The sequence below is a fragment of the Gemella haemolysans genome (assembly GCF_012273215.1).
GTDB lineage: Bacteria > Bacillota > Bacilli > Staphylococcales > Gemellaceae > Gemella > Gemella haemolysans_A.
In genome coordinates, this window is the sequence record NZ_CP050965.1 from 789,341 (window position 1) to 812,672 (window position 23,332).

At 28.4% G+C, this 23,332-nt stretch carries 26 protein-coding genes; 1 reads left to right on the top strand and 25 read right to left on the bottom strand.

What is annotated here, in order from left to right:
• Nucleotides 1–56 precede the first annotated feature (56 nt).
• The 24 genes from FOC48_RS03755 to FOC48_RS03870 form a co-directional block, all read right to left on the bottom strand.
• Nucleotides 57–821, bottom strand: a complete 765-nt coding sequence (locus tag FOC48_RS03755) for an Hsp70 family protein (protein ID WP_003146040.1) — start codon at nt 819–821, stop codon at nt 57–59.
• Between the two features lie 64 nt (nt 822–885).
• A complete protein-coding gene (locus FOC48_RS03760) occupies nt 886–3,003 on the bottom strand; it encodes a DNA translocase FtsK (protein WP_003146039.1) in 2,118 nt (705 codons plus the stop codon).
• Between the two features lie 202 nt (nt 3,004–3,205).
• Nucleotides 3,206–3,418, bottom strand: coding sequence for a ferredoxin (locus tag FOC48_RS03765; RefSeq protein WP_003146037.1), 213 nt, complete (start codon nt 3,416–3,418; stop codon nt 3,206–3,208).
• The gene (locus FOC48_RS03770; RefSeq protein WP_003146036.1) at nt 3,408–3,992 is read right to left on the bottom strand and encodes an XTP/dITP diphosphatase; all 585 of its coding nucleotides are present in this window, start codon (nt 3,990–3,992) and stop codon (nt 3,408–3,410) included. The genes FOC48_RS03765 and FOC48_RS03770 overlap by 11 nt, the downstream gene beginning before the upstream one ends.
• A 9-nt stretch (nt 3,993–4,001) precedes the next feature.
• The gene (gene racE, locus FOC48_RS03775) at nt 4,002–4,796 is read right to left on the bottom strand and encodes a glutamate racemase (protein WP_003146035.1); all 795 of its coding nucleotides are present in this window, start codon (nt 4,794–4,796) and stop codon (nt 4,002–4,004) included.
• A gap of 13 nt (nt 4,797–4,809) precedes the next feature.
• Nucleotides 4,810–5,541, bottom strand: coding sequence for a DNA repair protein RecO (recO, locus tag FOC48_RS03780; protein ID WP_172497856.1), 732 nt, complete (start codon nt 5,539–5,541; stop codon nt 4,810–4,812).
• Nucleotides 5,525–6,433, bottom strand: coding sequence for a GTPase Era (era, locus tag FOC48_RS03785; protein WP_003146031.1), 909 nt, complete (start codon nt 6,431–6,433; stop codon nt 5,525–5,527). The genes recO and era overlap by 17 nt, the downstream gene beginning before the upstream one ends.
• Before the next feature lie 2 nt (nt 6,434–6,435).
• On the bottom strand, nt 6,436–6,909 hold the full coding sequence (ybeY, locus tag FOC48_RS03790) for an rRNA maturation RNase YbeY (RefSeq protein WP_003146030.1): 474 nt from the start codon (nt 6,907–6,909) through the stop codon (nt 6,436–6,438).
• A 191-nt stretch (nt 6,910–7,100) separates the two neighbouring features.
• Nucleotides 7,101–7,577: a tRNA (uridine(34)/cytosine(34)/5-carboxymethylaminomethyluridine(34)-2'-O)-methyltransferase TrmL gene (gene trmL, locus FOC48_RS03795; protein ID WP_035466764.1), complete on the bottom strand. Its 477-nt coding sequence runs from the start codon at nt 7,575–7,577 to the stop codon at nt 7,101–7,103.
• 3 nt (nt 7,578–7,580) lie between these two features.
• The gene (gene ffh / locus FOC48_RS03800) at nt 7,581–8,933 is read right to left on the bottom strand and encodes a signal recognition particle protein (RefSeq protein WP_003146028.1); all 1,353 of its coding nucleotides are present in this window, start codon (nt 8,931–8,933) and stop codon (nt 7,581–7,583) included.
• A gap of 11 nt (nt 8,934–8,944) precedes the next feature.
• Nucleotides 8,945–9,268, bottom strand: a complete 324-nt coding sequence (ylxM, locus tag FOC48_RS03805) for a YlxM family DNA-binding protein (RefSeq protein WP_003146027.1) — start codon at nt 9,266–9,268, stop codon at nt 8,945–8,947.
• Between the two features lie 163 nt (nt 9,269–9,431).
• Nucleotides 9,432–11,795 carry a replication restart helicase PriA gene (priA, locus tag FOC48_RS03810; RefSeq protein ID WP_003146026.1) on the bottom strand — a complete coding sequence of 788 codons (2,364 nt, stop codon included), beginning with the start codon at nt 11,793–11,795 and terminating at the stop codon, nt 9,432–9,434.
• A 32-nt stretch (nt 11,796–11,827) separates the two neighbouring features.
• A complete protein-coding gene (gene coaBC, locus FOC48_RS03815; RefSeq protein ID WP_172497858.1) occupies nt 11,828–13,003 on the bottom strand; it encodes a bifunctional phosphopantothenoylcysteine decarboxylase/phosphopantothenate--cysteine ligase CoaBC in 1,176 nt (391 codons plus the stop codon).
• Between the two features lie 35 nt (nt 13,004–13,038).
• On the bottom strand, nt 13,039–13,362 hold the full coding sequence (locus tag FOC48_RS03820; protein WP_003146023.1) for a DivIVA domain-containing protein: 324 nt from the start codon (nt 13,360–13,362) through the stop codon (nt 13,039–13,041).
• 12 nt (nt 13,363–13,374) lie between these two features.
• Nucleotides 13,375–14,124 carry an RsmE family RNA methyltransferase gene (locus FOC48_RS03825; protein ID WP_003146022.1) on the bottom strand — a complete coding sequence of 250 codons (750 nt, stop codon included), beginning with the start codon at nt 14,122–14,124 and terminating at the stop codon, nt 13,375–13,377.
• A 167-nt stretch (nt 14,125–14,291) separates the two neighbouring features.
• Nucleotides 14,292–15,422, bottom strand: a complete 1,131-nt coding sequence (gene mltG / locus FOC48_RS03830; protein ID WP_003146020.1) for an endolytic transglycosylase MltG — start codon at nt 15,420–15,422, stop codon at nt 14,292–14,294.
• Between the two features lie 3 nt (nt 15,423–15,425).
• Nucleotides 15,426–15,731: a DUF1292 domain-containing protein gene (locus FOC48_RS03835; RefSeq protein WP_003146018.1), complete on the bottom strand. Its 306-nt coding sequence runs from the start codon at nt 15,729–15,731 to the stop codon at nt 15,426–15,428.
• A 24-nt stretch (nt 15,732–15,755) separates the two neighbouring features.
• Nucleotides 15,756–16,184: a Holliday junction resolvase RuvX gene (gene ruvX / locus FOC48_RS03840; protein WP_003146017.1), complete on the bottom strand. Its 429-nt coding sequence runs from the start codon at nt 16,182–16,184 to the stop codon at nt 15,756–15,758.
• A complete protein-coding gene (locus tag FOC48_RS03845) occupies nt 16,185–16,439 on the bottom strand; it encodes an IreB family regulatory phosphoprotein (protein ID WP_003146016.1) in 255 nt (84 codons plus the stop codon).
• 15 nt (nt 16,440–16,454) lie between these two features.
• The gene (locus FOC48_RS03850; protein WP_003146015.1) at nt 16,455–17,294 is read right to left on the bottom strand and encodes a DegV family protein; all 840 of its coding nucleotides are present in this window, start codon (nt 17,292–17,294) and stop codon (nt 16,455–16,457) included.
• A gap of 3 nt (nt 17,295–17,297) precedes the next feature.
• On the bottom strand, nt 17,298–17,789 hold the full coding sequence (locus FOC48_RS03855) for a dihydrofolate reductase (protein WP_003146014.1): 492 nt from the start codon (nt 17,787–17,789) through the stop codon (nt 17,298–17,300).
• Between the two features lie 10 nt (nt 17,790–17,799).
• Nucleotides 17,800–18,732 (bottom strand): thymidylate synthase, encoded by a 933-nt coding sequence (locus FOC48_RS03860; protein ID WP_003146012.1) that lies wholly within the window; start codon nt 18,730–18,732, stop codon nt 17,800–17,802.
• Between the two features lie 12 nt (nt 18,733–18,744).
• Nucleotides 18,745–19,134: a transcriptional regulator MntR gene (gene mntR / locus FOC48_RS03865; protein ID WP_003146011.1), complete on the bottom strand. Its 390-nt coding sequence runs from the start codon at nt 19,132–19,134 to the stop codon at nt 18,745–18,747.
• A 15-nt stretch (nt 19,135–19,149) separates the two neighbouring features.
• Nucleotides 19,150–19,926 (bottom strand): Nif3-like dinuclear metal center hexameric protein, encoded by a 777-nt coding sequence (locus FOC48_RS03870; RefSeq protein WP_003146009.1) that lies wholly within the window; start codon nt 19,924–19,926, stop codon nt 19,150–19,152.
• A 273-nt stretch (nt 19,927–20,199) separates the two neighbouring features.
• Between FOC48_RS03870 and recD2 the strand changes: the two genes are divergently transcribed.
• Nucleotides 20,200–22,536, top strand: coding sequence for an SF1B family DNA helicase RecD2 (gene recD2, locus FOC48_RS03875; RefSeq protein WP_003146007.1), 2,337 nt, complete (start codon nt 20,200–20,202; stop codon nt 22,534–22,536).
• Nucleotides 22,537–22,598: 62 nt separating this feature from the next.
• Here recD2 and FOC48_RS03880 read toward each other — a convergent pair whose 3' ends face one another.
• Nucleotides 22,599–23,291, bottom strand: coding sequence for a hypothetical protein (locus FOC48_RS03880; RefSeq protein WP_003146005.1), 693 nt, complete (start codon nt 23,289–23,291; stop codon nt 22,599–22,601).
• Nucleotides 23,292–23,332 lie beyond the last annotated feature (41 nt).

Here is a 23,332-nt window from a genome sequence, read left to right on the forward strand (position 1 = left end):
ACAATAACAAAAACAGGATAAATAGTCTTATTATCCTGTTTTTATTATATATTATACTATTCACTAGTACCAGAAGTTTCAGTTGTACTTGATTCTACTGGTGCTGGTAGAGTTGGAGTTGACGGTGTGTTAGAAGCAGTAGTATTACTAGTACTAGGTGCTGGACTATTTTGTACTCTTGGAGGAGTATACGAAGTCGTCCCTCTTTGTCCTTGAGGAGTTGGTACTTCAACTACTTCAGTATGTTGAACCTGTTCAGTAGTATTACTATTGTTTGTTGTTGCAGCTGTTTGTGTTACTTCAGTAGTTGCAAGATTTGTTTTAATTAGTTGAGAAATTTCATTGTAGTCCTCATCTTTTTCAAAAATTGTTTCTTTTTCTTTATCTACTAAAGTTTGCAGTTCAGTAAGTTCTTTATTAACATTAGTAATTTTTTCAGTATTAGTTTTATCTTCATTAGATACCGTTAGTAAACCAATATTATCTTTCAAACTATTTTTAATTTTTTCTCGCATCTCTTTTACTTGAGAATTAAATTTTTCGTTAAGTTTATCTTTATTCTCTTTACTTATTTCTTCTTTATAAGTTAATAGATTTTTTAGTATATCAATTTTCTTACTTAATTCATTTTCTTTATTAAAGTTACTAGAACTTTCTTTTATTATTCTTTCAAATTTAGAATCTTCTTTCTTAGTCTCTGTAACTTTTGGTTTAACATTATTTAATGATTTTTGCTTATGATAAGCATAAGCAGATAATCCAATAACCGCTAAAAGTACGATTATCAATAACCCAACTAGTACTTTATTATTTTTTCTCAATTTAATTTACCTCTCTTAATAATATCATATTATAGTTTACATAAAGTTACTTATGTAAACTACGTTACTCATAATCTTCTGCAAATTCCTTCTCTAAAAATACTTTTCTAGACTTACTTCCATCAACTGGACCGATATAACCATCTTCTTCAAGCATATCTATTATTCTAGCTGCTCTATTATAACCAATTTTAAATCTACGTTGTAACAGTGAAGCTGAAGCTTTTTGTGTTTTTGCTATAAATAGTAATACTTCTTTATACAATGGATCTACATCATCCGCTGATGAACTACCACCTTGTGAACTTACTTCACTTGGTGTCATATTTGGATCATATTGAGCCTCTGACTGGCTCTTAACGTAATCTACTACTTTTTCTACTTCCTCATCTGAAAGAAAGGCTCCTTGGATACGTACTGGTTTACTTGAATCAGCAGATAAGTAAAGCATATCGCCTTTACCAAGCAGAGTTTCAGCTCCTGATTTGTCTAAAATTGTTCTTGAATCAATACTTGAACTTACTGCAAATGCTATTCTTGAAGGTATATTTGTTTTAATTACACCTGTTATAACATCTACAGACGGTCTCTGAGTAGCTATAATCATATGTATTCCTGCAGCACGTGCTTTCTGAGCTATTCGTGCTATTGATTCTTCTACTTCTTTAGATGACACCATCATCAAGTCAGCCAATTCATCAATAATTACTACTATATACGGTAGTTCTTTATAATCAGGATCTTTTGCTGCTATTTTATTATAGCCTTCCATATTTCTAACACGTGCTCTAGCAAACTCTCGATATCTATTTTCCATTTCTAAAACTACTTTATGAAGTACATCAGCAGCTTTTATTGGATCAGTTACAACTGATGTTAATAGATGCGGAATTCCATCATATATTGATAATTCTACCATTTTAGGGTCTATCATTATTAATTTTACTTTATCTGGTTTATTTTTTAGTAATATACTTGTAATTATAGTATTAACACATACTGATTTACCACTACCTGTTGATCCTGCAATTAATAAGTGCGGTGTTTTATCGATTCTTGTAAAAATTGATTCACCAGATACATCTTTCCCCAAGGCAACAGATAGAGGCGAGTTGTCCTCATCATTTACAAATACTTCCTTCATTGTTACTAATTCATTTACTGTATTTGGAATTTCAATACCAATTAATGATTTACCAGGAATAGGTGCTTCTATACGTACATCTTTGGCTGCAAGATTCAACGCAATATCATTACTCAGGTTCACTATCTTGCTCACCTTAGTTCCAGGAGTCGGCAAAATTTGAAATTGTGTAATAGAAGGACCTACTATTGCTTTAACTATTTTCACCTCAATACCAAAGTTATTAAATGTACTTTGTAATATTTTAGATTTTTCAACTACATCACCCTTAGTTATTGTTTGTTTTTTAACTGGACTATTAAGCAATGTAATTGGTGGTAGCTGATAATTATCATATGATTCTTCAGACACTTCTTCATTTAAAGATTCTTCAACAACATCAACACTTTTAACTTCTTTTGTCTTAGCTTGTTTTCTTGTGACTCTTTGTACAAGTTCTTCCTCGGGTTCTTCTTTAAACTCTCTAATATCTACCACTAAATCTTTATCTTTTATATTATTATATCTTTGTTCATTAGAATTTTCTTTTTTTGTATCTACATAATTATAATCGTCTATAATTTCATCGTCAAATTCGAGATACTCGTCATATTCTTCATCTACATATTCACTTTTGTCAAAGGCATCAACAATTTGATGCTTTAATCTTAAAACAAGCGTTCTATGGTTTATATTAAAATATAGGAATACTGACGTAATAAATGCTGAAATAACTACTAATAAAGATCCATAGTATGATAATAAATATATTAAAAATTTAACTGGATAGTAAGATATCAGTCCACCGCCATAAGTTAACACTTTACCATTATATATCTCTGTAAACCTAATATAAGTGCTTTCTGCATTACCTACTAGTATTAACTGGAATAAGAAATCTATCAACACTAAGAGCGTTACTACAATAACAGGTGTTTTTATTTTTTTATTCATTATATAATAAATTGGTGTAGCTACTATAATAATATATAGTATATAGCTAAAGCTACCAAATAGATATTTAAATAATGAATCAAAAAATTTACCTACAAATCCCATCTGAAGAACAGATAAAATTATAATAAGAACAGAAATTACAAAATACAATCCTCTGTATGTTTCTTTAGTTAAAACTGGAATTATATTTTTCTTAGGATTTTTCTTTGTAGTACCTTTTTTACCTTTGGAGTTAGTTGATTTTTTATTTCCACTAGTTTTTTTTGATTTTTTTGTTTTTTTATTGCTCAATCTTCTCTCCTTTCTAGTCCTCTTCCACATAAACTGCCTCAGTAGGACAATTTATTTGTGCTTCAAGAACCAAACTTCTATATTTATCTGGAACTACTTCTGTCATATTATTTTCATCTATAATACAATAAGCAATTCCATCTTCGTCATAATCATATATGTCAGGACAGATAGCATTACAATTTCCACAAGCAATACAATCTTCACGAATTATTCTAGTTTTCATCACTTTCTTCTTTCAAATATTGAGAAAATTTCTCTAATGATTGTTTTCTATGACTAATACTATTTTTTTGTTCAGCACTTAACTCTGCAAAAGTTTTATCTAAAGATGGAACATAGAATATTGGATCATATCCAAAACCATTCGTACCACGTTTTTCAAAAATAATTTCGCCATGACACTCACCTCTAAAAGTTAATTCTGTTCCATCAGGTTTTACAAGAGCTATAACAGAAACAAATTTAGCTTTTGATTTTTGTCCATTTAACTCTAAAAGAACTTTTTCTATATTTTTTTCATCAGTTTGTTCTTTAGAATATCTTGCAGAATAGACACCGGGTCTCCCATCAAGTAAGTCAACGCTTAATCCACTGTCATCAGAAATAGCTGTTTTACCAGAGTATTTACTTATTGTTCGAGCTTTTATTAATGCATTCTCTTCAAATGTAGAACCATCTTCTACAATTTCTTCTGTATAATTAATATCCTTAAGAGTTAAGATATTATAATCTTCTAGAATACTTTTAATTTCTTCTACTTTGTGAGCATTATTAGATGCTAAAATTAATTCTTTCATTATTTTCTCCTATAAATCTACTACTTCTGCAATGATTTCTTTATTCAACCATTTAGAAGCTATATTATTAAAATTTTCACTGGCTTCAGATATGTAAAACTCATGATCTTTTTTATTAAATCTCTTCTGATGTAACTTTGCATATCCTAATACGGAGCTAACTTCTCGTGCAGCTTCTCGTCCTGAAGAAATAACCTTAATATTATTACCATAATATTCTTCTATATCTTTTTTCAAAATTGGATAATGCGTACAACCTAAAACAACTGTATCTACACCTAAGTTGCGTGTATTCTCTAAAGTTTCATGTATAATTTTCTTTGTTGCATCTTTATCAACGTTACCTTCTGATTCAATAAAAGGTACAAAAGCAGGACAAGCTTTATCAACGACTTGAATATCAGAATTAATATTCTCAATTTCGATATCATAAACTTTTGATTTTGCAGTAAATTTAGTACCTAAAACAAGAACCTTATTATTCTCAGTAGCCTGAATTGCACGTCTTGCACCAGGTTGTACTACTCCTATTATCGGTATGTCATATTTATCTTGAAGATAATTAAGTGCAGCTGCCGTTGCCGTATTACACGCTAGTACAACCATTTTAACACCTTTGTCAATTAAATATTTCACCGCTCTATCGGTATATTTAATTATCTCTTCTCTAGTTTTATCTCCGTAAGGGCAATTTTTCACATCACCGAAATAATAAATAGTTTCATTAGGAAGTTGTCTCATTATTTCTCGAGCAACCGTTAATCCTCCCACTCCACTATCGAATACTCCTATTGCATTATTCATACATAGCCTCTTTCTATTTAGAACCTAATATTTCTTCAAGTTCTAGTATTTTTTTATATGATTTCGTTTCAACTCCAATAAATTCTTTAAATAACATATTAAAAAATGAAAAGAGTCTAATTAAATCTTTATTTTCAATTTCTAAACTTTCCAAAAAATCGATATTTTTAATTGATAGATAGTATGTAAGTTTTACGAGGTGATCATTCAATCCATAGACACTGTAGTCCGTATTATACTTATCAACAAAACTATTCTTCTGAAAACTATAACCTACATAATCATAATCAGTTTTTTGATATTTAAACATAAAACCTTGCTCTTTTAATATTTTCGCTAAAAAATAGCTTACAACTAACTTTTCGGAAACATTACTTTCAATATTATTTAAACAAAGTTTTAGTAGCTTATAAATATTAAAGGAGTTATCATTAACCAAATATGTGTATTCCAACATATTTGAAACATAACTATTTTTAATAACATCATAAACTATATTGGTATATGTATTTTCAATTTCCAAATTTGTAATTTTATTCATACCATTTGTAGGAAAATAGTTAATACTCACTTCGTATGGTGTACTAACCTTAATTTTCTTTTTGCTTTTATGAACATTCTCATAAAAAAAACTTTCTACATTTCCCTGTTCTGTTAAAACCTGTAAAATTTCATGATAATCTTTATAACGTATTTTTTTTATTATAATCCCCGTTATATAATTTCTATTAGTCAAAGATATCATCCCTATAGCCTAAATCTCTAATTTGATTTGGTTTTGATCTCCAATTATCAATAACTTTTACCCATAATTCTAGGAATATCTTTTCGCCAAGAAGAACCTCAATATCTTTTCTTGCTCTAGAACCAATTTCTTTTATCATTTTACCTTGTTTACCGATAATCATACCTTTTTGAGATTTTCTCTCAACAACGATAGTCGCAATAATATTTTTTTTCTTACCTGGTTGTTTCTCAATTCTATCGATAACAACAGCTATAGAATGTGGTATTTCCTGTTCTGTTAATTGTAAGACTTTTTCCCTAATAAATTCAGAAATTACAAAATACTCAGGTGAGTCTGTAATTACATCATCAGGATACATTTTAAAACTTGGTTGCAAGTATTTTTTCGTTGTATTTAGTAGATTATCTACATTTATTGATTTAAGAGCAGAAATAGGAACTATTTCCACAAAATCATATAAATCTTTATAAAATTCTATGATTTGGATTAATTGTTCCGGTGAAATTAAATCTATTTTGTTAATTAATAAAAATGTAGGAACTTTTAATTCTTTAACAATATTTATTAAATGTTGATCTCCAGGTCCAAACTTTTCACTCGCATTTATAATTAAATAAACTATTTCTGACTCTTGAATCGCACTACTCGCAAGTTTCATCATATAATCTCCAAGTCTATGCTTTGGCTTGTGTATTCCAGGAGTATCAATGAACACGATTTGTGAATCATTATCAGTATATACACCATTAATAATATTTCTCGTTGTTTGTGGTTTATCTGACATGATTGCAATTTTTTGTTGTAATATATTATTTAATAACGTAGATTTACCAGCATTAGGACGGCCAATAATTGTGACAAATCCAGTTTTAATTTGTTCTTCAAACATGCTTATCTCCTTAAACCAAATTTTTCTAAAATTTCATCTTGTTTTCCAAACATTTCTTTTTCATCTTCTTCATTCATGTGATCATAACCAAGTAGATGTAAAAAACCATGTACTGCTAAGAAACCAATTTCTCTATCGAAACTATGTTCATATTCTTTTGCTTGTTCATGAGCAATATCTACACAGATAATAACATCTCCAATAGAATTAATTTCATCTTCAAGTCCAATAATATCAATTTCATCTTCTACTTCATCATTTAATGCAAAAGAAATAACATCAGTTGGAACATCTTTACCTCTATAATCACGGTTAATTTCTTGAATTTCTTCCTTACTAACAAAAGATAATGACATCTCAGTAATCTCAGTATCAACATTTTCATACTCCGCAGCACATTCTAACAATTTTAATAACATATCTTTAGTGCTATCTTCTACTAAGTTATTATCATCTATAATATCAACAAATGTCATGTTGTTCTCCTTTTATATTATTAATACGCAGGGAGTAAATCAAAATCAAGATTTTGAAGAATTCGATTTTGTCGATTACTCCCATAATATTTACTAGATATCTAAAAAGCTTTTATAAAAAATTTAGATATAAATAAACCTCTATTCTTATTAATTCTCTTTAATTTAGGATTTAATAAATTATAATCATATTATTGTAATTTATTAAAACTTTGTTGTCTCAGAGCTTCATAAATTATTAATGCCGCTGTATTAGATAAATTCAATGAACGTACATTTTCACTCATAGGTATACGTAATGCTTGTTCACTATATTTTTCTCGGAATTCTTTAGGCAATCCTTTAGTTTCTCTTCCAAAGATAAAATATATATCTTCATTTTCTTCATTAGAGAAATCAAAATCACAATAATTCTTTGAACCAAATTTAGTAATAAGATAATAATGCTTATCATTAGTCGCTTCAAGAAATTCATCAAAACTATCCCAAACAACTAAATCTAAATGTTCCCAGTAATCTAAACCTGCACGTTTAACATGTTTATCATCAATAGAAAAACCTAAAGGTCTAATTAAATGTAATCTTGTATTAGTACCAACACATGTTCGTGCTATATTACCTGTATTAGCTGGTATCTCTGGTTGAAATAAAACTATATTATTCATAATTTATTAAAATGGAAGTTTGCCACCAAACATTCTTCCTAGACCCTTTCTCTTAGATTTATCATTCATAAGTCCACCAAACTGTTTCATCATTTTTCTCATTTCTTCGAATTGCTTAATTAACTTATGAACCTCATTAATTGGTCTACCACTACCTTGTGCAATTCGTTTTCTACGTGGTACATTAATGATATCTGGATTTTGCCTTTCTTCAATAGTCATAGATTTGATGATAGCTTCAATATAAACAAACTGCTTTTCATCAACTGCATCTAAATTCATATTTTTAAGTTTACCCATACCAGGAATCATTCCTAGAATATCTTTTAAGCTACCAAGTTTTTTCACTTGTTCAAGTTGAGTTAAAAAGTCTTCGAAGGTGAAACTTTGATTAAGGATTTTTTCCTGCATTTTTTTGGCTTCATCTTCATCAATAGAAGCTTGAGCTTTTTCGATTAAAGTAAGGACATCACCCATACCTAAAATACGAGAAGCCATACGTTCTGGATGGAATATTTCTAGGTCATTCATTTTCTCACCCATACCAACTAACTTAATCGGCTTACCAGTGATAGATTTAATAGATAAGGCTGCCCCACCACGTGTATCTCCATCAAGTTTCGTTAGTACTAATCCAGTGATATCTAGTTGTTCATCAAATGAACTTGCAATATTAACAGCTTCTTGTCCAATCATTGCATCTATTACAAGTAAGATTTCATCTGGAGTTGTTGCCGCTTTAATATCTTTTAATTCATCCATTAGTAATTCATCAATATGAAGACGCCCAGCAGTATCGATAATTACATAGTTAAAGTAATTTTCTTTAGCGAATGCTAATCCATCTTTAACAATATCTACAGGATCTTTATCAACATAGAAAACTTCAATATCAAGTTGTTTTCCTAAAGTTTTCAATTGTTGAACCGCTGCTGGTCTATAAACGTCAGCTGCAATAAGAAGGGGTTTTTTCTTCATAGTTTTTTTAACTTTAAGAGCTAACTTACCTGCTGTAGTTGTTTTCCCAGCCCCTTGAAGACCAACCATCATTACTGTTGTAATCTTACCACCTTGGTTTAATTCAACGTTAGAACCACCAAGTAATTCAACAAGTTCTTCATTTACTATTTTTACAATTTGTTGAGCAGGAGTTAATGATTTCATAACTTCAGTTCCTACTGCTCTTTCACTAATCTTCTTAACAAATTCTTTTACTACTTTAAAGTTAACATCGGCTTCTAGTAATGCCAACCTAACTTCTCTCATCATTTCTTTAACATCAGCTTCAGAAACTTTTCCTTTTCCTGTAAGCTTCGCTATTGTATTTTGTAATCTTTGCGATAGATTTTCAAATGCCATAAAAGATTCTCCTAGTTTTCTAATTTTATCAATTCATCAACATATGTCAGTACTTCTGTATCATTTGTTGATTTTTTTATTTCATTTAGTAAAAACAATCTTTGATTGTTTAGTTTTATTAAATTTAACTTCTCCTCAAACTGTTCTAACTCTAACACTGTTCTTTTAATATTATTTGAAACAGCTTGTTTTGAAATATTGTAATTTTCCGATATCTCTGTTAATGATAAATCATTAAAATAATAATCATTTAAATATTGTTTTTGTTTATCACTAAGTAATTCAGAGTAAAAATCATAGAGTTGTGAAATTTTTATAACTTGTTCTATTTCCACAATCTTCCTCCAGTCATAAAATATAAATCTACATCCTTATATTATACGATAAAATCGCTATTTTTTCAAATTTTTATCGTATTTCTAAACAAATAAAATCAACTTGTAAAGCAATTTCTACAAGCTGATTAATTGAATCTATTAAATTAATTTTTACATGAAATCACATAAAATCTAAAGCTGAATTATCTATTGTTATAGTTATCTTCTCTTTTGAAAAACTTTCTGCAAAATAATCATTTATATACTTCAAAAGCGGATGTAATTTACTATATTCCTCATCATTATACCTTATTGCCAAATTATACTTGAACTCATTATTAATCTTATAGAATAAGCTTTTATTCGGACCAAGAATAGAAATACCACTAAGTTTTTTACTTATAAAGTTATAAATCATCTTTGCAACCTGTTCTGTTTTCACTTCATCATAACCTTTTATCGTAATAAATGAAATTTTACAGAACGGCGGATAGTCAATGAGTTTACGGCGATTTAATTCGTACTTATAAAATCTCTCGTAACTATGATCAATTGCATAATCCAATATATTGCTCGCTATATTTGTTTGAAACACAACTTCGCCTTCTTTTTCGCTTCTTCCAGCTCTTCCTGCTGTTTGAACTAATAACTGAAATAGCTTCTCATTCGCTTTAAAACTCGGTATAGCTATCATACTGTCAATTGATAGTACTCCAACTAAAGTAATATTGGGGAAATCCAGACCTTTTGATATCATTTGAGTCCCTAAAAGTATATCTGATTTATGTTTTTTAAAATCAGTTAATAGCTTCTCATATGCACCTTTTCGACTAGTCGTATCTGAATCCATCCTTGTTATTCTTACATCTGATATATGTTGAATCAAATATTCCTCTACCTTTTGAATTCCATAGTTACCTGAAACTAACTCTGGATGTTCGCAACATTTTTTTATATTTGAAATTTTTTTATGATATCCACAAAAATGACAACGTAACGAATTATCGTGTTTATGATAATTTAAACTTATATCGCAGTTCTCACATTTATATAAATGACCACAGGTAAAACAACGAATAAAATTAGTATATCCTCTTTTATTCATCAATAATAATACCTGTTCTTTTTTGTCAATTTTTTCCTTAATCTTAACAAGTAATTCATCAGCTATTACTTTTTCTTTATCTTCTGTATGAACAATATTAATTTTTGGTAAATTATTATTAAATCTATGCGTTAAAGTTAATAAATTATTAGGATTATTCTTTTCAAAATTATAATATAAATCAACAGATGGCGTTGCACTGGCATACACTACAGTACATTTATTATAAATACCACGCTTTTTTGCGATATCTTTAGCATCATATCTTGGAGATTCAGTTTGTTTATAACTATTTTCATGTTCTTCATCAATAATTATAATACCTAGATTTTCAAATGGGGCAAAAATAGCAGATCTAGTTCCAAGACAAATTTTAACCTTACCGTCTTTAATCTTTTTCCATTCGTTATATTTCTCTTTAGTATTCAATCTAGAATGAATTACAGCAATGTTTTCATTAAAAATTTTCTTGAATTTTTTCTCTATTTGTGGTGTTAAAATTATTTCTGGAACAAGAACAATAGCATCTTTTCCATTTCTCAAACTTTCTTCAACTAATTTAATATATATTTCAGTTTTCCCAGATCCTGTAACACCATGGAGAAGATATTCATTGAATTTATTAGTATTATAATTTTTTGCAATACTATCATAGATTTCTCGTTGATATTTACTTAGTTCTGTTTCATTTTGTAAAATAGTCGTGTTAATCTCAGGAATTACTTCTTCTTCAATAATACGGATAACATTTTGTTCTAATAATTTTTTCGTTACTGTAGGTCCAATATTTAATATTTCTTTAACATCCGATTTCTTTATCTTCTCATTCTTACTAAGGTAATCAACAATTATCTGTTGTTTCTTTGTTAGTTTAACATTACTAATATCACCTAGAATATAGAATTCTTCCGTAATATTATTATTTATTTCTTTAACTTTACTTATAAGTTTTATGGCTTTTAGCGAGATTAAATATCCAATTTGTTCGATTGAAAAAATTTTTTCAAACTTTTTCTTTTCAACTAAGTAGTTCTTATCAAAGTACTTAGCATAATCAAATAGTAAAGTTTTGTTCGCATCTATCAACTCGTAATACTCGACATATTTATTTTTTAATGTCGTCGGAATTAGCGTTTCTATAGCTTGAATTCTAGTGCAAAAAAGTTCATCTGCCATAACTTTAGATAAAAGAAGCATTTCTTTAGTTAAAATTGGAAAGTCATCTTTTAATTTTTTTATACTTTTAAAGTTATCTCTATCGTATCCCCTGTTATATTTTTCACTAACATTAACAACATATCCTTGAACTACACGAGTGCCAAAAGGAACTTCCACTCTATAACCTACAAGATCATGTTCCTTAATTTCATCAGGAATTAAATAGTAAAAACTCTGATCGACACTATGATTATTTACATCGACAATAACTTCAGCATACATAATCTCACCTCACCTTCTTTAAAGTTTCAAGCTTACTTAGTAACAGTATCTACAATTTCTTTAGCTATGTTTGTCTTACTAGATTTATCAATTTTTGTTATATTATTGAATTTGTCAATAATACACACCTCATTATTATCACTTCCAAAACCGATATCTTTTTGAGATATATCGTTTGCCACTATATAATCTAAATTTTTCTTAACTATTTTTTCTCTAGCATATGCAAGAAGATCGTTAGTTTCAGCAGCAAATCCTACAACAATTTGTTCTTCTGTTTTATTTTCACCAACATATTTCAATATATCTTGAGTTCTCTCAAACTCCATTGTAAGATTTCCATCTTGTTTTTTTACTTTTTTATCAAAGACAAGTACAGGGGTATAATCAGATACTGCAGCTGCCTTAACTATATAATCGCAATCTTTAAAATTATTTTTTACCGCTTCAAACATATCCTTTGTACTAACAACATCTAATACCTTTATACCATTTAAAATAGTATCATTCTTCACACTAGTTACTAAAATTACTTCAGCTCCTCTTTTCTTAAATTCGTTAGCTATAGCAATCCCCATTTTTCCAGTAGATGGATTAGTTAGACATCTAAACGGATCTATGAATTCCTTAGTAGGACCAGCAGTTACTAAAACTTTTTTTCCTTTCAAGTCTAACTCTGTCTCAGAGAAAACAGCTTTTTCAATTTTTTCTACTGTTGGAAATTTTCCTTTCCCGACATCACCGCAAGCCAACAATCCACTATCAGGCTCAACAAAATTAAAACCTAGTTTCAAAAGCTTGCTTATATTCTCTTTAATAATAGGGTTGTTAAACATAACTGTATTCATTGCAGGAACAATATATACTTTTGTTACATCCTGAACAGCTAACATAAGAGAAGTTGCTAAGTCATCAGCAATTCCACACGAAAATTTTGAAATTATATTTGCAGTAGCTGGTGCTACAATTATTTTATCTGCCCATTTAGTTAAATCAATATGTTGAATTTCATTTTCATTTAATTCATCGAAAGTATTAGTATACACTCTATTTTTAGTTAATGATTGAAAAGGTAGTTCTGTCACAAAGTTCTTTGCATTTTCTGTAAGTATAACCCTAACATCGTTACCTTTCTTCACTAGGGAACTAGATAAATCAATAGATTTATATGCCGCAATTCCACCAGAAACTATCAGTAAAATATTCATGATATTCTCCTTATTTAATCTTTTATAATAATATATTAATATAAATCATGATCAGAATGATTAGGACCAAAAACAGCTGTTTCAAGTTTAGATAATCTTTTTAATATGTCTAAATTAGTAACCTGTGCTGGTTTATCCTCTCGACTAGCATTTTTTATAGCCTCAATTTTAATTTTAAGATTTTGATTTTCAATTTCTAATTCTTTTAAACGAGTAAGTAGTTTATCAAGTTTCATATAGTCTTCAATTATTAAGTCCAAATAATCATTTACATCTTCTTCACTATAACCCTTTACTCTAGTTTTTTTAAATTCTTTTTCATATATTTCTTTAGCTGTTAAATTTAATTCAATACTCATAGTTAAACTCCTTTACTTGAATTCACTAAAATAACTAACACAACTCACAAAGTACAGAGGTGCCGTCTCAGCTCTTAATATTCTTTTTCCTAGGCCAATTACTTCAAAATTATCATCTAATAAATTATAGATTTCTTGTTCTGAAAGACCACCTTCACTACCAAAAACTGCAATAACGTTTTTATTATTTAAATCAGAATTTAATAATCTCTTAAAATTAACGTTATCTTCATTTACAGATTCTTTCTCATAAGCAACAACTTTATAATCGTAATTTTCACTAAATAAAATTAATTCTTTCAAACTATCCACATAAGTTATATCAGGTATAATATTACGTTTTGATTGCTCAGCCGCTTCTTTTATAATCTTATTCCATCTATTTAATTTAGAATCCACTTTATCTTTTTTAATTTTTGCTATATTACGTTCAGAGTTAAATAAAATAATATTACTTACTCCAAGTTCAGTAAGCTTCTGAATTAAGTACTCTATTTTATCATTCTTCAAAGGCGGAATAGCCACCGTTATTTTTGTTGGAAGTTCATTACTACCATCTACCTGTTCATATGGTGTTATTAGAACTTTATCTACATTATTATCTATAATATTACAAATGTACTTAATTTCATTATTAAATACTACATATACTTTATCATTAATTTTTTTTCTCATTATTCTGACAATATGATTGCTGTCATCTTTTGATAATTCATATGTTGATTCAACATTCAATTCTTCATTTAAAAAATACTGTTGCATAATTTCTCCTAAAATTTTATCTTATATCTAATTTTACCTTAATCTTGTTATTTATTCAATAGTAGCTAATTACAAACATAAAAAGAGAACAGCCTAATCAATCAACATTTAAAGTGATTAATTAGACTATTCTCTAATATGTTAAATTATATATATTATTTACTTTTCTAGCTACTCGATGGAATATAACCTTCAATATGTTCCTTAGCTAACTTCTCGTGTTCTGGATATGTTTTAGAGAAATATGCTTTTCCATCTTTTGTTGCATGTAAGAAATAAACATAATCCGTATTTTCCGCATTATTTAACGCTTCGAATGATTCTGAACCAATTGAAGAAATTGGACCAGGTGGTAAACCGATATTAGTATAAGTATTATATGGAGAATTCAATGATAATTCTGCTTGCGTCGGTGCGCCTGTAAGTTTATCTGCAGCATAGTTTGCTGATGGATCAGTTTGTAATCTCATACCTTGTGCAAGTCTATTCAAGAATACACTAGCAATTAATCTGTTCTCATCTGATTTTGTAGACTCTTTCTCCAAGATACTAGCAAGCGTCATATATTGATGGATAGACACTTGTTTATTTTGTCCACCAATGTTCCATGATTTATTATTCTTTTTGTATAACGGTACTATTTTTTCATTAGATAATTTAACCATCTTAGTAATTAAACTCTCAACTGTTTCATCATCTTTTAAATCATAAATAGCTGGATATAAGTATCCTTCTAAAGCATATTTAATATCTTTACCGTAAATCTCATCTGTTATTAACTCAGGGAACTGAGCTTGTAGTTTTTTAATAAATACGCCGTCATTAACTTTTTCTAAAAATTCTTTAGGATCTAGTTTTGTCTTTTCTAGATTCTTAGAAATTTTCAAAATACTGTCACCTTCGATTAAAGCAAACGTATTACCTGTTTTACCTTTATTTTTAGCTCCTAATTCTTGTATAATTTGAGATAAGCTCATGCTTTGTTTTAATTTAAAGCTACCAACATAAAAAGTTGTATTCGGTGTTAATCTAGAATATATTTTAAATACCTCTTCGTTTTTGATTAAACCTTTTGCTTTTAATTCTTGTGCTATTCTCGCACTTCCATAATTTTCTTTTACTTCTACTGTAATATCCTTATTATTACTTTTATCAACCGGGGTTGTCATGTAATAAAATATTGATAGTACTGCTATACCTACAACAACAAATACTGTCAGTATTATAGGAATGATAGATTTTCTTTTTCTATTCTTTTTTCTCAGTTCTTTTCTTCTTCTTATCTTATCTTCTCTCATTACTTACTCACTTTCGTCGTAATAAAAAGTATCTAAAACTTCAGAAATCATATCATATTCTTCATCTGTTTCTACTGGTTCAAAACGAACAGCGTCTTCTCCATCTTCTATACATACCATTGGGAAAATACTAATTTCCTCTTCATCAATTGTTTCTTCCTCAGCGAAGATATAGTAAAGATTACCATTTGTAGGGTTAGTAAATTCTAAAATTTTACGGTATTCTTTTTCTTCACCTTCTAAAGTACTAAGTGTATACACCTCTTCAGTATTATCAATACTAATGTTTTTTAAATCTTTTTCTTGCATTTTATTTTCCTCCTGAAATTTATATTAATTTAATTTATCTAAATATGTCTGTAATATTAATACTGCAGCCATTTTATCAATAACATCTTTTCTTTTCTTCCTTGAAACATTCGCTTCAAGAAGTACTCTTTCAGCACCCATAGTAGTTAAACGTTCATCTTGTAGAATTATTTCAACATTCTTTATCTTCTTTTTCAAAACTTCTACAAAAAATAATGTGGCTTCACCTCTAAAACCTACAGAATTATCCATATTTTTAGGAAGGCCAACAACAATTTTTCCTACATTATGCTCTTGAACTAATTCTTTAATCCTTTTAATTTTAAAATCTTTTATCTGCTCGTTGATATTAATAGTCTCAATACCTTGTGCAGTCAAGCCTAACAAATCACTAACAGCAACACCTATAGTTTTTGATCCGTAATCAAGGCCCATTATTCTCTTATCTAACATCTACGACTCCTGTATAAAAAAGTATAATAAGTACTCTAGTATATCATCCATATCTATTAATCTTATTTGCTCCCTTGCATGATTATCTCTAGGAATGTATACTGGATCAGCAGTTTTAATATATCCCATTAATTGATTAATAGGATCATACCCACGCTGTTTTATTGTTTCAACAACATTTTTTAATATGTTGTGAATATCATTTTTATCATAAAAATTGCTATCAAATAATCTTGTTTCATCGAAATTTGTCATAATCTTTACCTCCGATTATACTAACTCTACTAAGATACCTACTGCATTTTCTCCTGTATGTGTCGAAATAATTGGTGTTGTCGTAAATATTTCATCTTCATTTACTTCATAACCAAATGTTTCTTTTAATTCTGACTTAATTAAAGCTACATATTCATCAGCTAATGAATTAGGTAAACTTATACTTTTTATAGTTTTATCTTGTTTTTCTTCTTGAATATGTTTAATTAAAGTCTGAACTAATTTTTTCTTACCACGAACTTTATCTAAAGCAACTAATTCTTTCTCTTTTAACTGAGTTAAAACTTTTATATTTAAAAGACCTCCGATTAAAGCTTGTGACTTACTTAGTCTACCACCTTTTACCAAATTGTCAAGTTTATCGATTGTAACGTATGTTAAAATATTTTTAGCTTTTTCTCTTAAGCTTTCTACAATCGTTTCAACAGCTACCTGTTCTTCTAATTGTTTTAGACATTCTTTTAATAAAAATACCATTCCACGAGTTGTAGTTTTACTATCTACAACATAAACACCTTCAAATTCAGAACTTGCAGTAACAGCAGTATTATAAGTTCCACTTAAGGCAGATGAAAGAGTTAAAACAATAATTTTATAGCCTTCTTTTGTCCATCTTTCATAAGCTTCTAAAAACTTACCAATTGCAGGTTGACTAGTTGAATAACTAGTAGCTGTTCTCATTCTTTCTATATATTCATCATTACTTATTGTACGGTAATCATACTCATTTCCATCAATATTAATTGTAAGAGGAATTACTTCAACATTATATTTTTCTATTTCATCAAACGTTAAATCACTTGATGAATCAATAATAATTTTTACTTTTTCCATTTTCTACTCCTTCCTTTTTCTTATGTAGTGTAAAAATGAATAGTTAAATTCATTATTATCATCTTTTTTAAATTCTTCTCGACTTAACAAGTCCCATTCATTTTCATCAAAATCAGGAAACTTTGTATCAGCTTCTACTATTGTATCTACTTCAGTGATAAACAATTCATCACATTTATCAAAAAATTTACTATAAATCGTTCCACCACCAAATATATATGCCTTTTCAGTCTCGATATTTTCTAAAATTGAATCATCTGAATAGATTTCTATATTTGAATAATGTTTTAAGGAATTTTTGTCCCGAGTCAAAACTCTATTTATACGATTAGGTAAAGCTTTTCCTATACTATCTAGTGTTTTACGTCCCATGATAATTGTTTGATTTGTAGTTAACTCTTTAACTCGCAACATATCACTCTTTAAACGCCAAGGAATAGTATTTTCTTGACCTATGGATTTATTCTTATCATATGCAACTATTAGTGATAACATATTACCCCTCCTAAACAGCTATTGGTGCTTTAATGAATGGATGACTTTCATAATTAACAACTTCAACATCTTCAATCTTAAGATCAAAGATACTTTCAAAGTCGTTGACCTTTAATTCAGGTAAAGAATATGGTGTTCTAGACATTTGTTCTTTTACTTGATCAAAATGATTTTTATAAATATGTGCATCACCAAGTGTATGAACAAATTCACCAACCTCAAGACCACATTCTTTAGCTATTAATATAGTAAGCAGTGAATAAGATGCAATATTAAATGGAACTCCTAAGAAAACATCTCCGCTTCGTTGATATAATTGACAACTTAATTTACCATCATTCACATAAAATTGGAATAGTGAATGACATGGTGGTAAAGCCATAGTATCTACTTCTGCCGGATTCCATGATGAAACTATTAAACGTCGTGAAGATGGATTAGTTTTAATCTGCTCCACTACATTTTTAAGTTGATCAATACCGTTAAAGTTTCTCCATTGTTTCCCATAAACATTACCTAAATCACCATATTTTTCTGAAAAGCTCTCGTCTGTAAGTACTCGTTCTTTAAATATCGCCATTTGTTCCTTGTATTGTTTAGAAAATTCCTCATCAACCAATGTTCTATGACCAAAATCTGTCATATCAGGACCAGTATATTTTTCACTTTCTATCCACTTTTTAAATGCCCATTCATTCCATATGTTATTTTTATTTTCTAATAAAAACTTGATATTAGTATCACCTTTTATAAACCACAGTAATTCTGACCAAACTAAATTAAAATTTACTTTCTTAGTAGTTAATAAAGGAAATCCTTCAGAAAGATCGAACTTCATCTGATAACCGAAGACACTTTTCGTACCTACACCAGTTCTATCTTCTTTTTCTATTCCATTATCTAGAATGTGCTGACATAATTTTAAATACTCTTTATCTACCACAATTATTCTCCATTACGCTTTATAGTTGTTTTCTTTTAAATATTTCATTAAGTCTTTTATTTTTTCTAATGAACTCTTACCAAAATGATGTTCAATTCCTTCAACTTCTTCATATATTTTATCTTCGTCTACTCCAATAAGTCTAAGGAAATCTTCTAATAATTCATGACGAGTTAAGGCATATTCGCCCATTTTCTCACCTTGTTCAGTAAGTGCAATTCCTCTATACTTTTCGTACACGATGTATCCTTCGACATCAAGCTTTTTTAACATTTTAGTTACTGTAGAAGGATATACTTCTAATTTTTCTGCGATATCAGCACTTCTAGCATAACCTTTATTCTTTACTAATGAATATATCACTTCTATATAATCTTCCATCGTTGGTGTTGTTTTTGCCATAAATCGTTACCTCCTTTATAGTATTGTAAATGGTGATTTTTCAACTGTTGATTTTATTACCTCTACATTTAATTCTGAGATATAATCTAAAAGTAAGTCTTTTACAAGACTTTCAGTAAAATGACCAATATCAATTATATTTTTTTTCATTTCTATTGCATCAAGTGCTACATGATAACCTACATCACCAGTTAAATATACATCTACTTCTGGTAATGTATAAATAAAATCAGCTCCACTTCCTCCTAATAATGCAACAGTAGAGATTTCCTTTTCATCACCAATAACAGCCGCCACATTTTCTAATGAAAATTTATCTTTTAAATAAGTAATAAAGTTACTATATTTCAGTGGACTACTTAATTTTCCAATTCTTCCTAAACCAGCTGTTTTATCTATATTATGTTCAAATAATACTTGTATATCTTCTAATTTAAGAAGTTTAGCTAAATAATCATTAAGACCTAAAGTCGCAGAATCTAAATTTGTATGAAATGAAATAACTGAGATATCATTTTTTATCAAATCACGAATAATTCTCGATTTAAAATCAGAAGTAAAATCTAAAGATTTTAATGGTTTAAAGATAAGAGGATGATGTGAAACTATTAGATTAACTTTATTAGCTATAGCTTCTTCTACGACGTCAGTAGTTACATCTAAACATACTAACACTTTATTTACCTCATTATTATTGTTTCCTAACAACAATCCAACATTATCCCAATTTTCTGCTAACTTAACATCAGCTAGTTTATTTAAATGAATAAATACATCTTTTACCGTTCTCACAAGATCTACCTCCTTATCTTATTATCATTTTATTATAACATTTTATGAAAAATATTGCCATTACGAAACTTATTTTGTAACTAAAATAACATATTTATTCCATACAATATTTTTTCTTATTCTATAAAAATATAGCTATACAAATTATTTCACTTTATAAGTCTTTATATTAACAATAAGTAAGTTGAGTTCCTCCCCAATTCAATCAATACTAGACATTTTCTTTATAATATATTATCATTGTTCTTATAAAGAAATTCGTAGGAGATTGTTATGCAAACTGTAGAAGGTTATCTAAATAAAATTATCTTTCATAATAAAGAAAATAATTATTATATTTTATCTATATTTTTAAATGATCAATATGATTTTGCTGAAGGAGATTATTTAAGCGTTGTAGGAACATTTAATGATTTTGACTTCGTTGAAGATGAATTATATTCATTCAAAGGAGAAATAGTCCAGCATAGGAAATATGGAACTCAGCTATCCGCGATTGTAGTTGAACCAGTAATCGAAAAAGATAAAGAAGCTATTGTATCCTACTTATCAAGTTCCATTTTTCAAGGTGTCGGAAGAAAAACTGCCGAATTAATAGTAGAAAGTTTAGGAGTTGAAGCTCTAGATAAAATATATGAAGATAAGGATGTACTATTCGCAATAAAGGGTATCCCTACACAACGTAAAGATACTATTTATGCTACAATTGTTGCAAATAAACAAACCCAAGATATTATTTTAAAGCTAAACGAATATAATCTTAGCAATAATTTAATTTTGAAAATCTATAACTTTTACAAACATAACACATTACGTACAATTACCGAAAATCCCTACTCTCTAATTAAAGATATAAAAGGTATAAATTTTAAAACAGTAGATAAAATTGCAGAAACTAATGAAATTACTGCGAATGATCAAGAAAGAATACTATACGGTTTTATTTATACTATAAATACATATTGTTTTTCTACTGGTAATACATATATTTCAAAAAATAACCTACTATACAATACTTTTAATATTTTATATTCTTCAAGAAACATAGCAGTTGATAAAGAAGACATACTAAAAGCATATACTTATGCTCTTGATACTGCAAAACTAATAGAAATTGAAGGTAGAGTTTTCTTACCAGAAATTTACTATTCAGAGTATTCTATTTATAGTGACATAAATAGAAGATTAGAAATGAAAAACACTGAAGATATTAGCGAAAAACTTCTAGATAAATATATAGAAGAAGTTGAAGATGAATTAGGTATAGAATACGATATAGTTCAGATTGCTGCGATAAAAAACTGTATACAAAATAACTTTTCTATTTTAACCGGTGGTCCTGGAACTGGTAAAACAACAATTATACTAGCAGTTATTAAAATATTCCAAAAAATTAATAACTATAGTATTCACGACTTATTGGATGAAACTAGAAATATTATTACCTTATGTGCACCTACCGGAAAAGCAGCCAAAAGAATGTCAGAAAGTACAGGATTTTATGCATCAACAATACATAAAGCCATTGGTTGGAGCACAGAAGACGAAAACATGGAAGAATTTGTCAGTGATAAGAGTATTAAATCCGAATTAGTAATAATAGATGAATCAAGTATGATTGACGTATTCCTTATGTATAACTTATTAAAGATTATTCATAAAGATGCAAAAATCATTCTAGTCGGTGACAATGATCAATTACCATCAATTGCTCCTGGTAATGTTCTTAACGACCTGATTAATTCTAAAGCCATATCAACAGTTAAATTAAATAAAATTTTTAGGCAAAGCGAACACTCAAGTATCATTAATATTTCGCACTCTATTAAAAATGATATTCCATTCGATATATTAGAAAATTTTGATGATAAGGAGTTCATTTCAGCTAATAAAAATGAAATGATTAATGTAATCTCAGCGGTATATGACGATTTACTTAAAAACACTAGTAAAGAAAATATACAAATTCTTGCTCCAATATATAAAGGTACAAGCGGTATAAATGAAATTAATACGGCTATTCAATCAAGATTTAACGATAATGAAGAACAAATTGAATATGGAGAATTAATATATAAAGTCGACGATAGAGTTATGCAACTTGTTAATAGACCCGAAGATAATATATTTAATGGTGATATAGGTTATATTAAAGAAATTTATAAAGAAGGTAATAAATTAAAGATTGTCATAGATTATGATGATAATTTTGTTACTTATGAAAAACAAGAATTAAATCAAATTACCCTTTCATATGCGTGTTCAATACACAAAGCTCAAGGATCAGAATTTGAAAATGTTATAATTCCATTTATTGATAATTATAACTTTATGCTCAATAAAAATTTAACTTATACTGCTATCACACGTGCAAAGAAAAAACTAATACTATGTGGAAATCATAATGTTTTTTATAAGTCAATCGAGCCTACAAATACTGTCAATAGGCAAACTGCTCTAGAATGGTTCTTTACAACAGATAGAGAAGCGAATATTGAAGACATTGAAATTGATGAAGAGCTTAAAACATATATATTAGATTTTCAAAATATAAATACTATTGACCCTATGATTGGTATGGAAAATATAAAACCTACAGATTTCCTGTAACATTCACAATTACATATATACGAAAACCTGGACATAGAAAATCTATATCCAGGTTTTGTCTATTACATCGCTGCTAAATCACGAGCAATTTTATCTATATCATTAATATTTAAAAATGCTGCCGCTATTGCAGAACCATTTTTTGCTGTAACAGAACTATTTACTGCTGCAATCATATTTTTAGTTAATGCATCTAAACGGACTAATTTAGCCTTAACCTCATCTAATTTTGCATACTCAATATTTTCATTATTTAACAATTTAAGAGTCGCTATTGAAGAGTTTACCTTATCAGTCACCTCTTTAAACTTCTCTACTTTATCACCTAAAGGACGTCCCTTATCAAGATCTGTTTCAATAGTTCCTGCAAGCTCATCAAAGGTAATTAATTCTTTTGAAAAAGAACTTAGTTTATTCTTCATATATTCATTAGAATATTTTGTTTGTGAAATATTGTAGTTTTTGTTAGCACTATCTTTTAAATTAAATACAACTGAATTATTATTCTTAGTTACAATTTCAATAATGAAATCTTTATTATTAAACTCGTTTGAATTAATATTATCAATATTTAGAGTTTTTCCATTAAAATTATTAAGTTTTAATGATTTCAATAAAGATTCAAAACCTTCTTTGTTAATAACTTCGTCATTAGTAGTAATTATTAACTTATTATCTTTTTTATCAAATTCAGTTTTTTCTAGCTGGTTTAGAGTCGCAGAATTTGTAAGATTTTGTAATTGTTCTGTAGTCATGTCTGACTTAGAACTACAACCTTGCAAAATTAGCAAGGTTG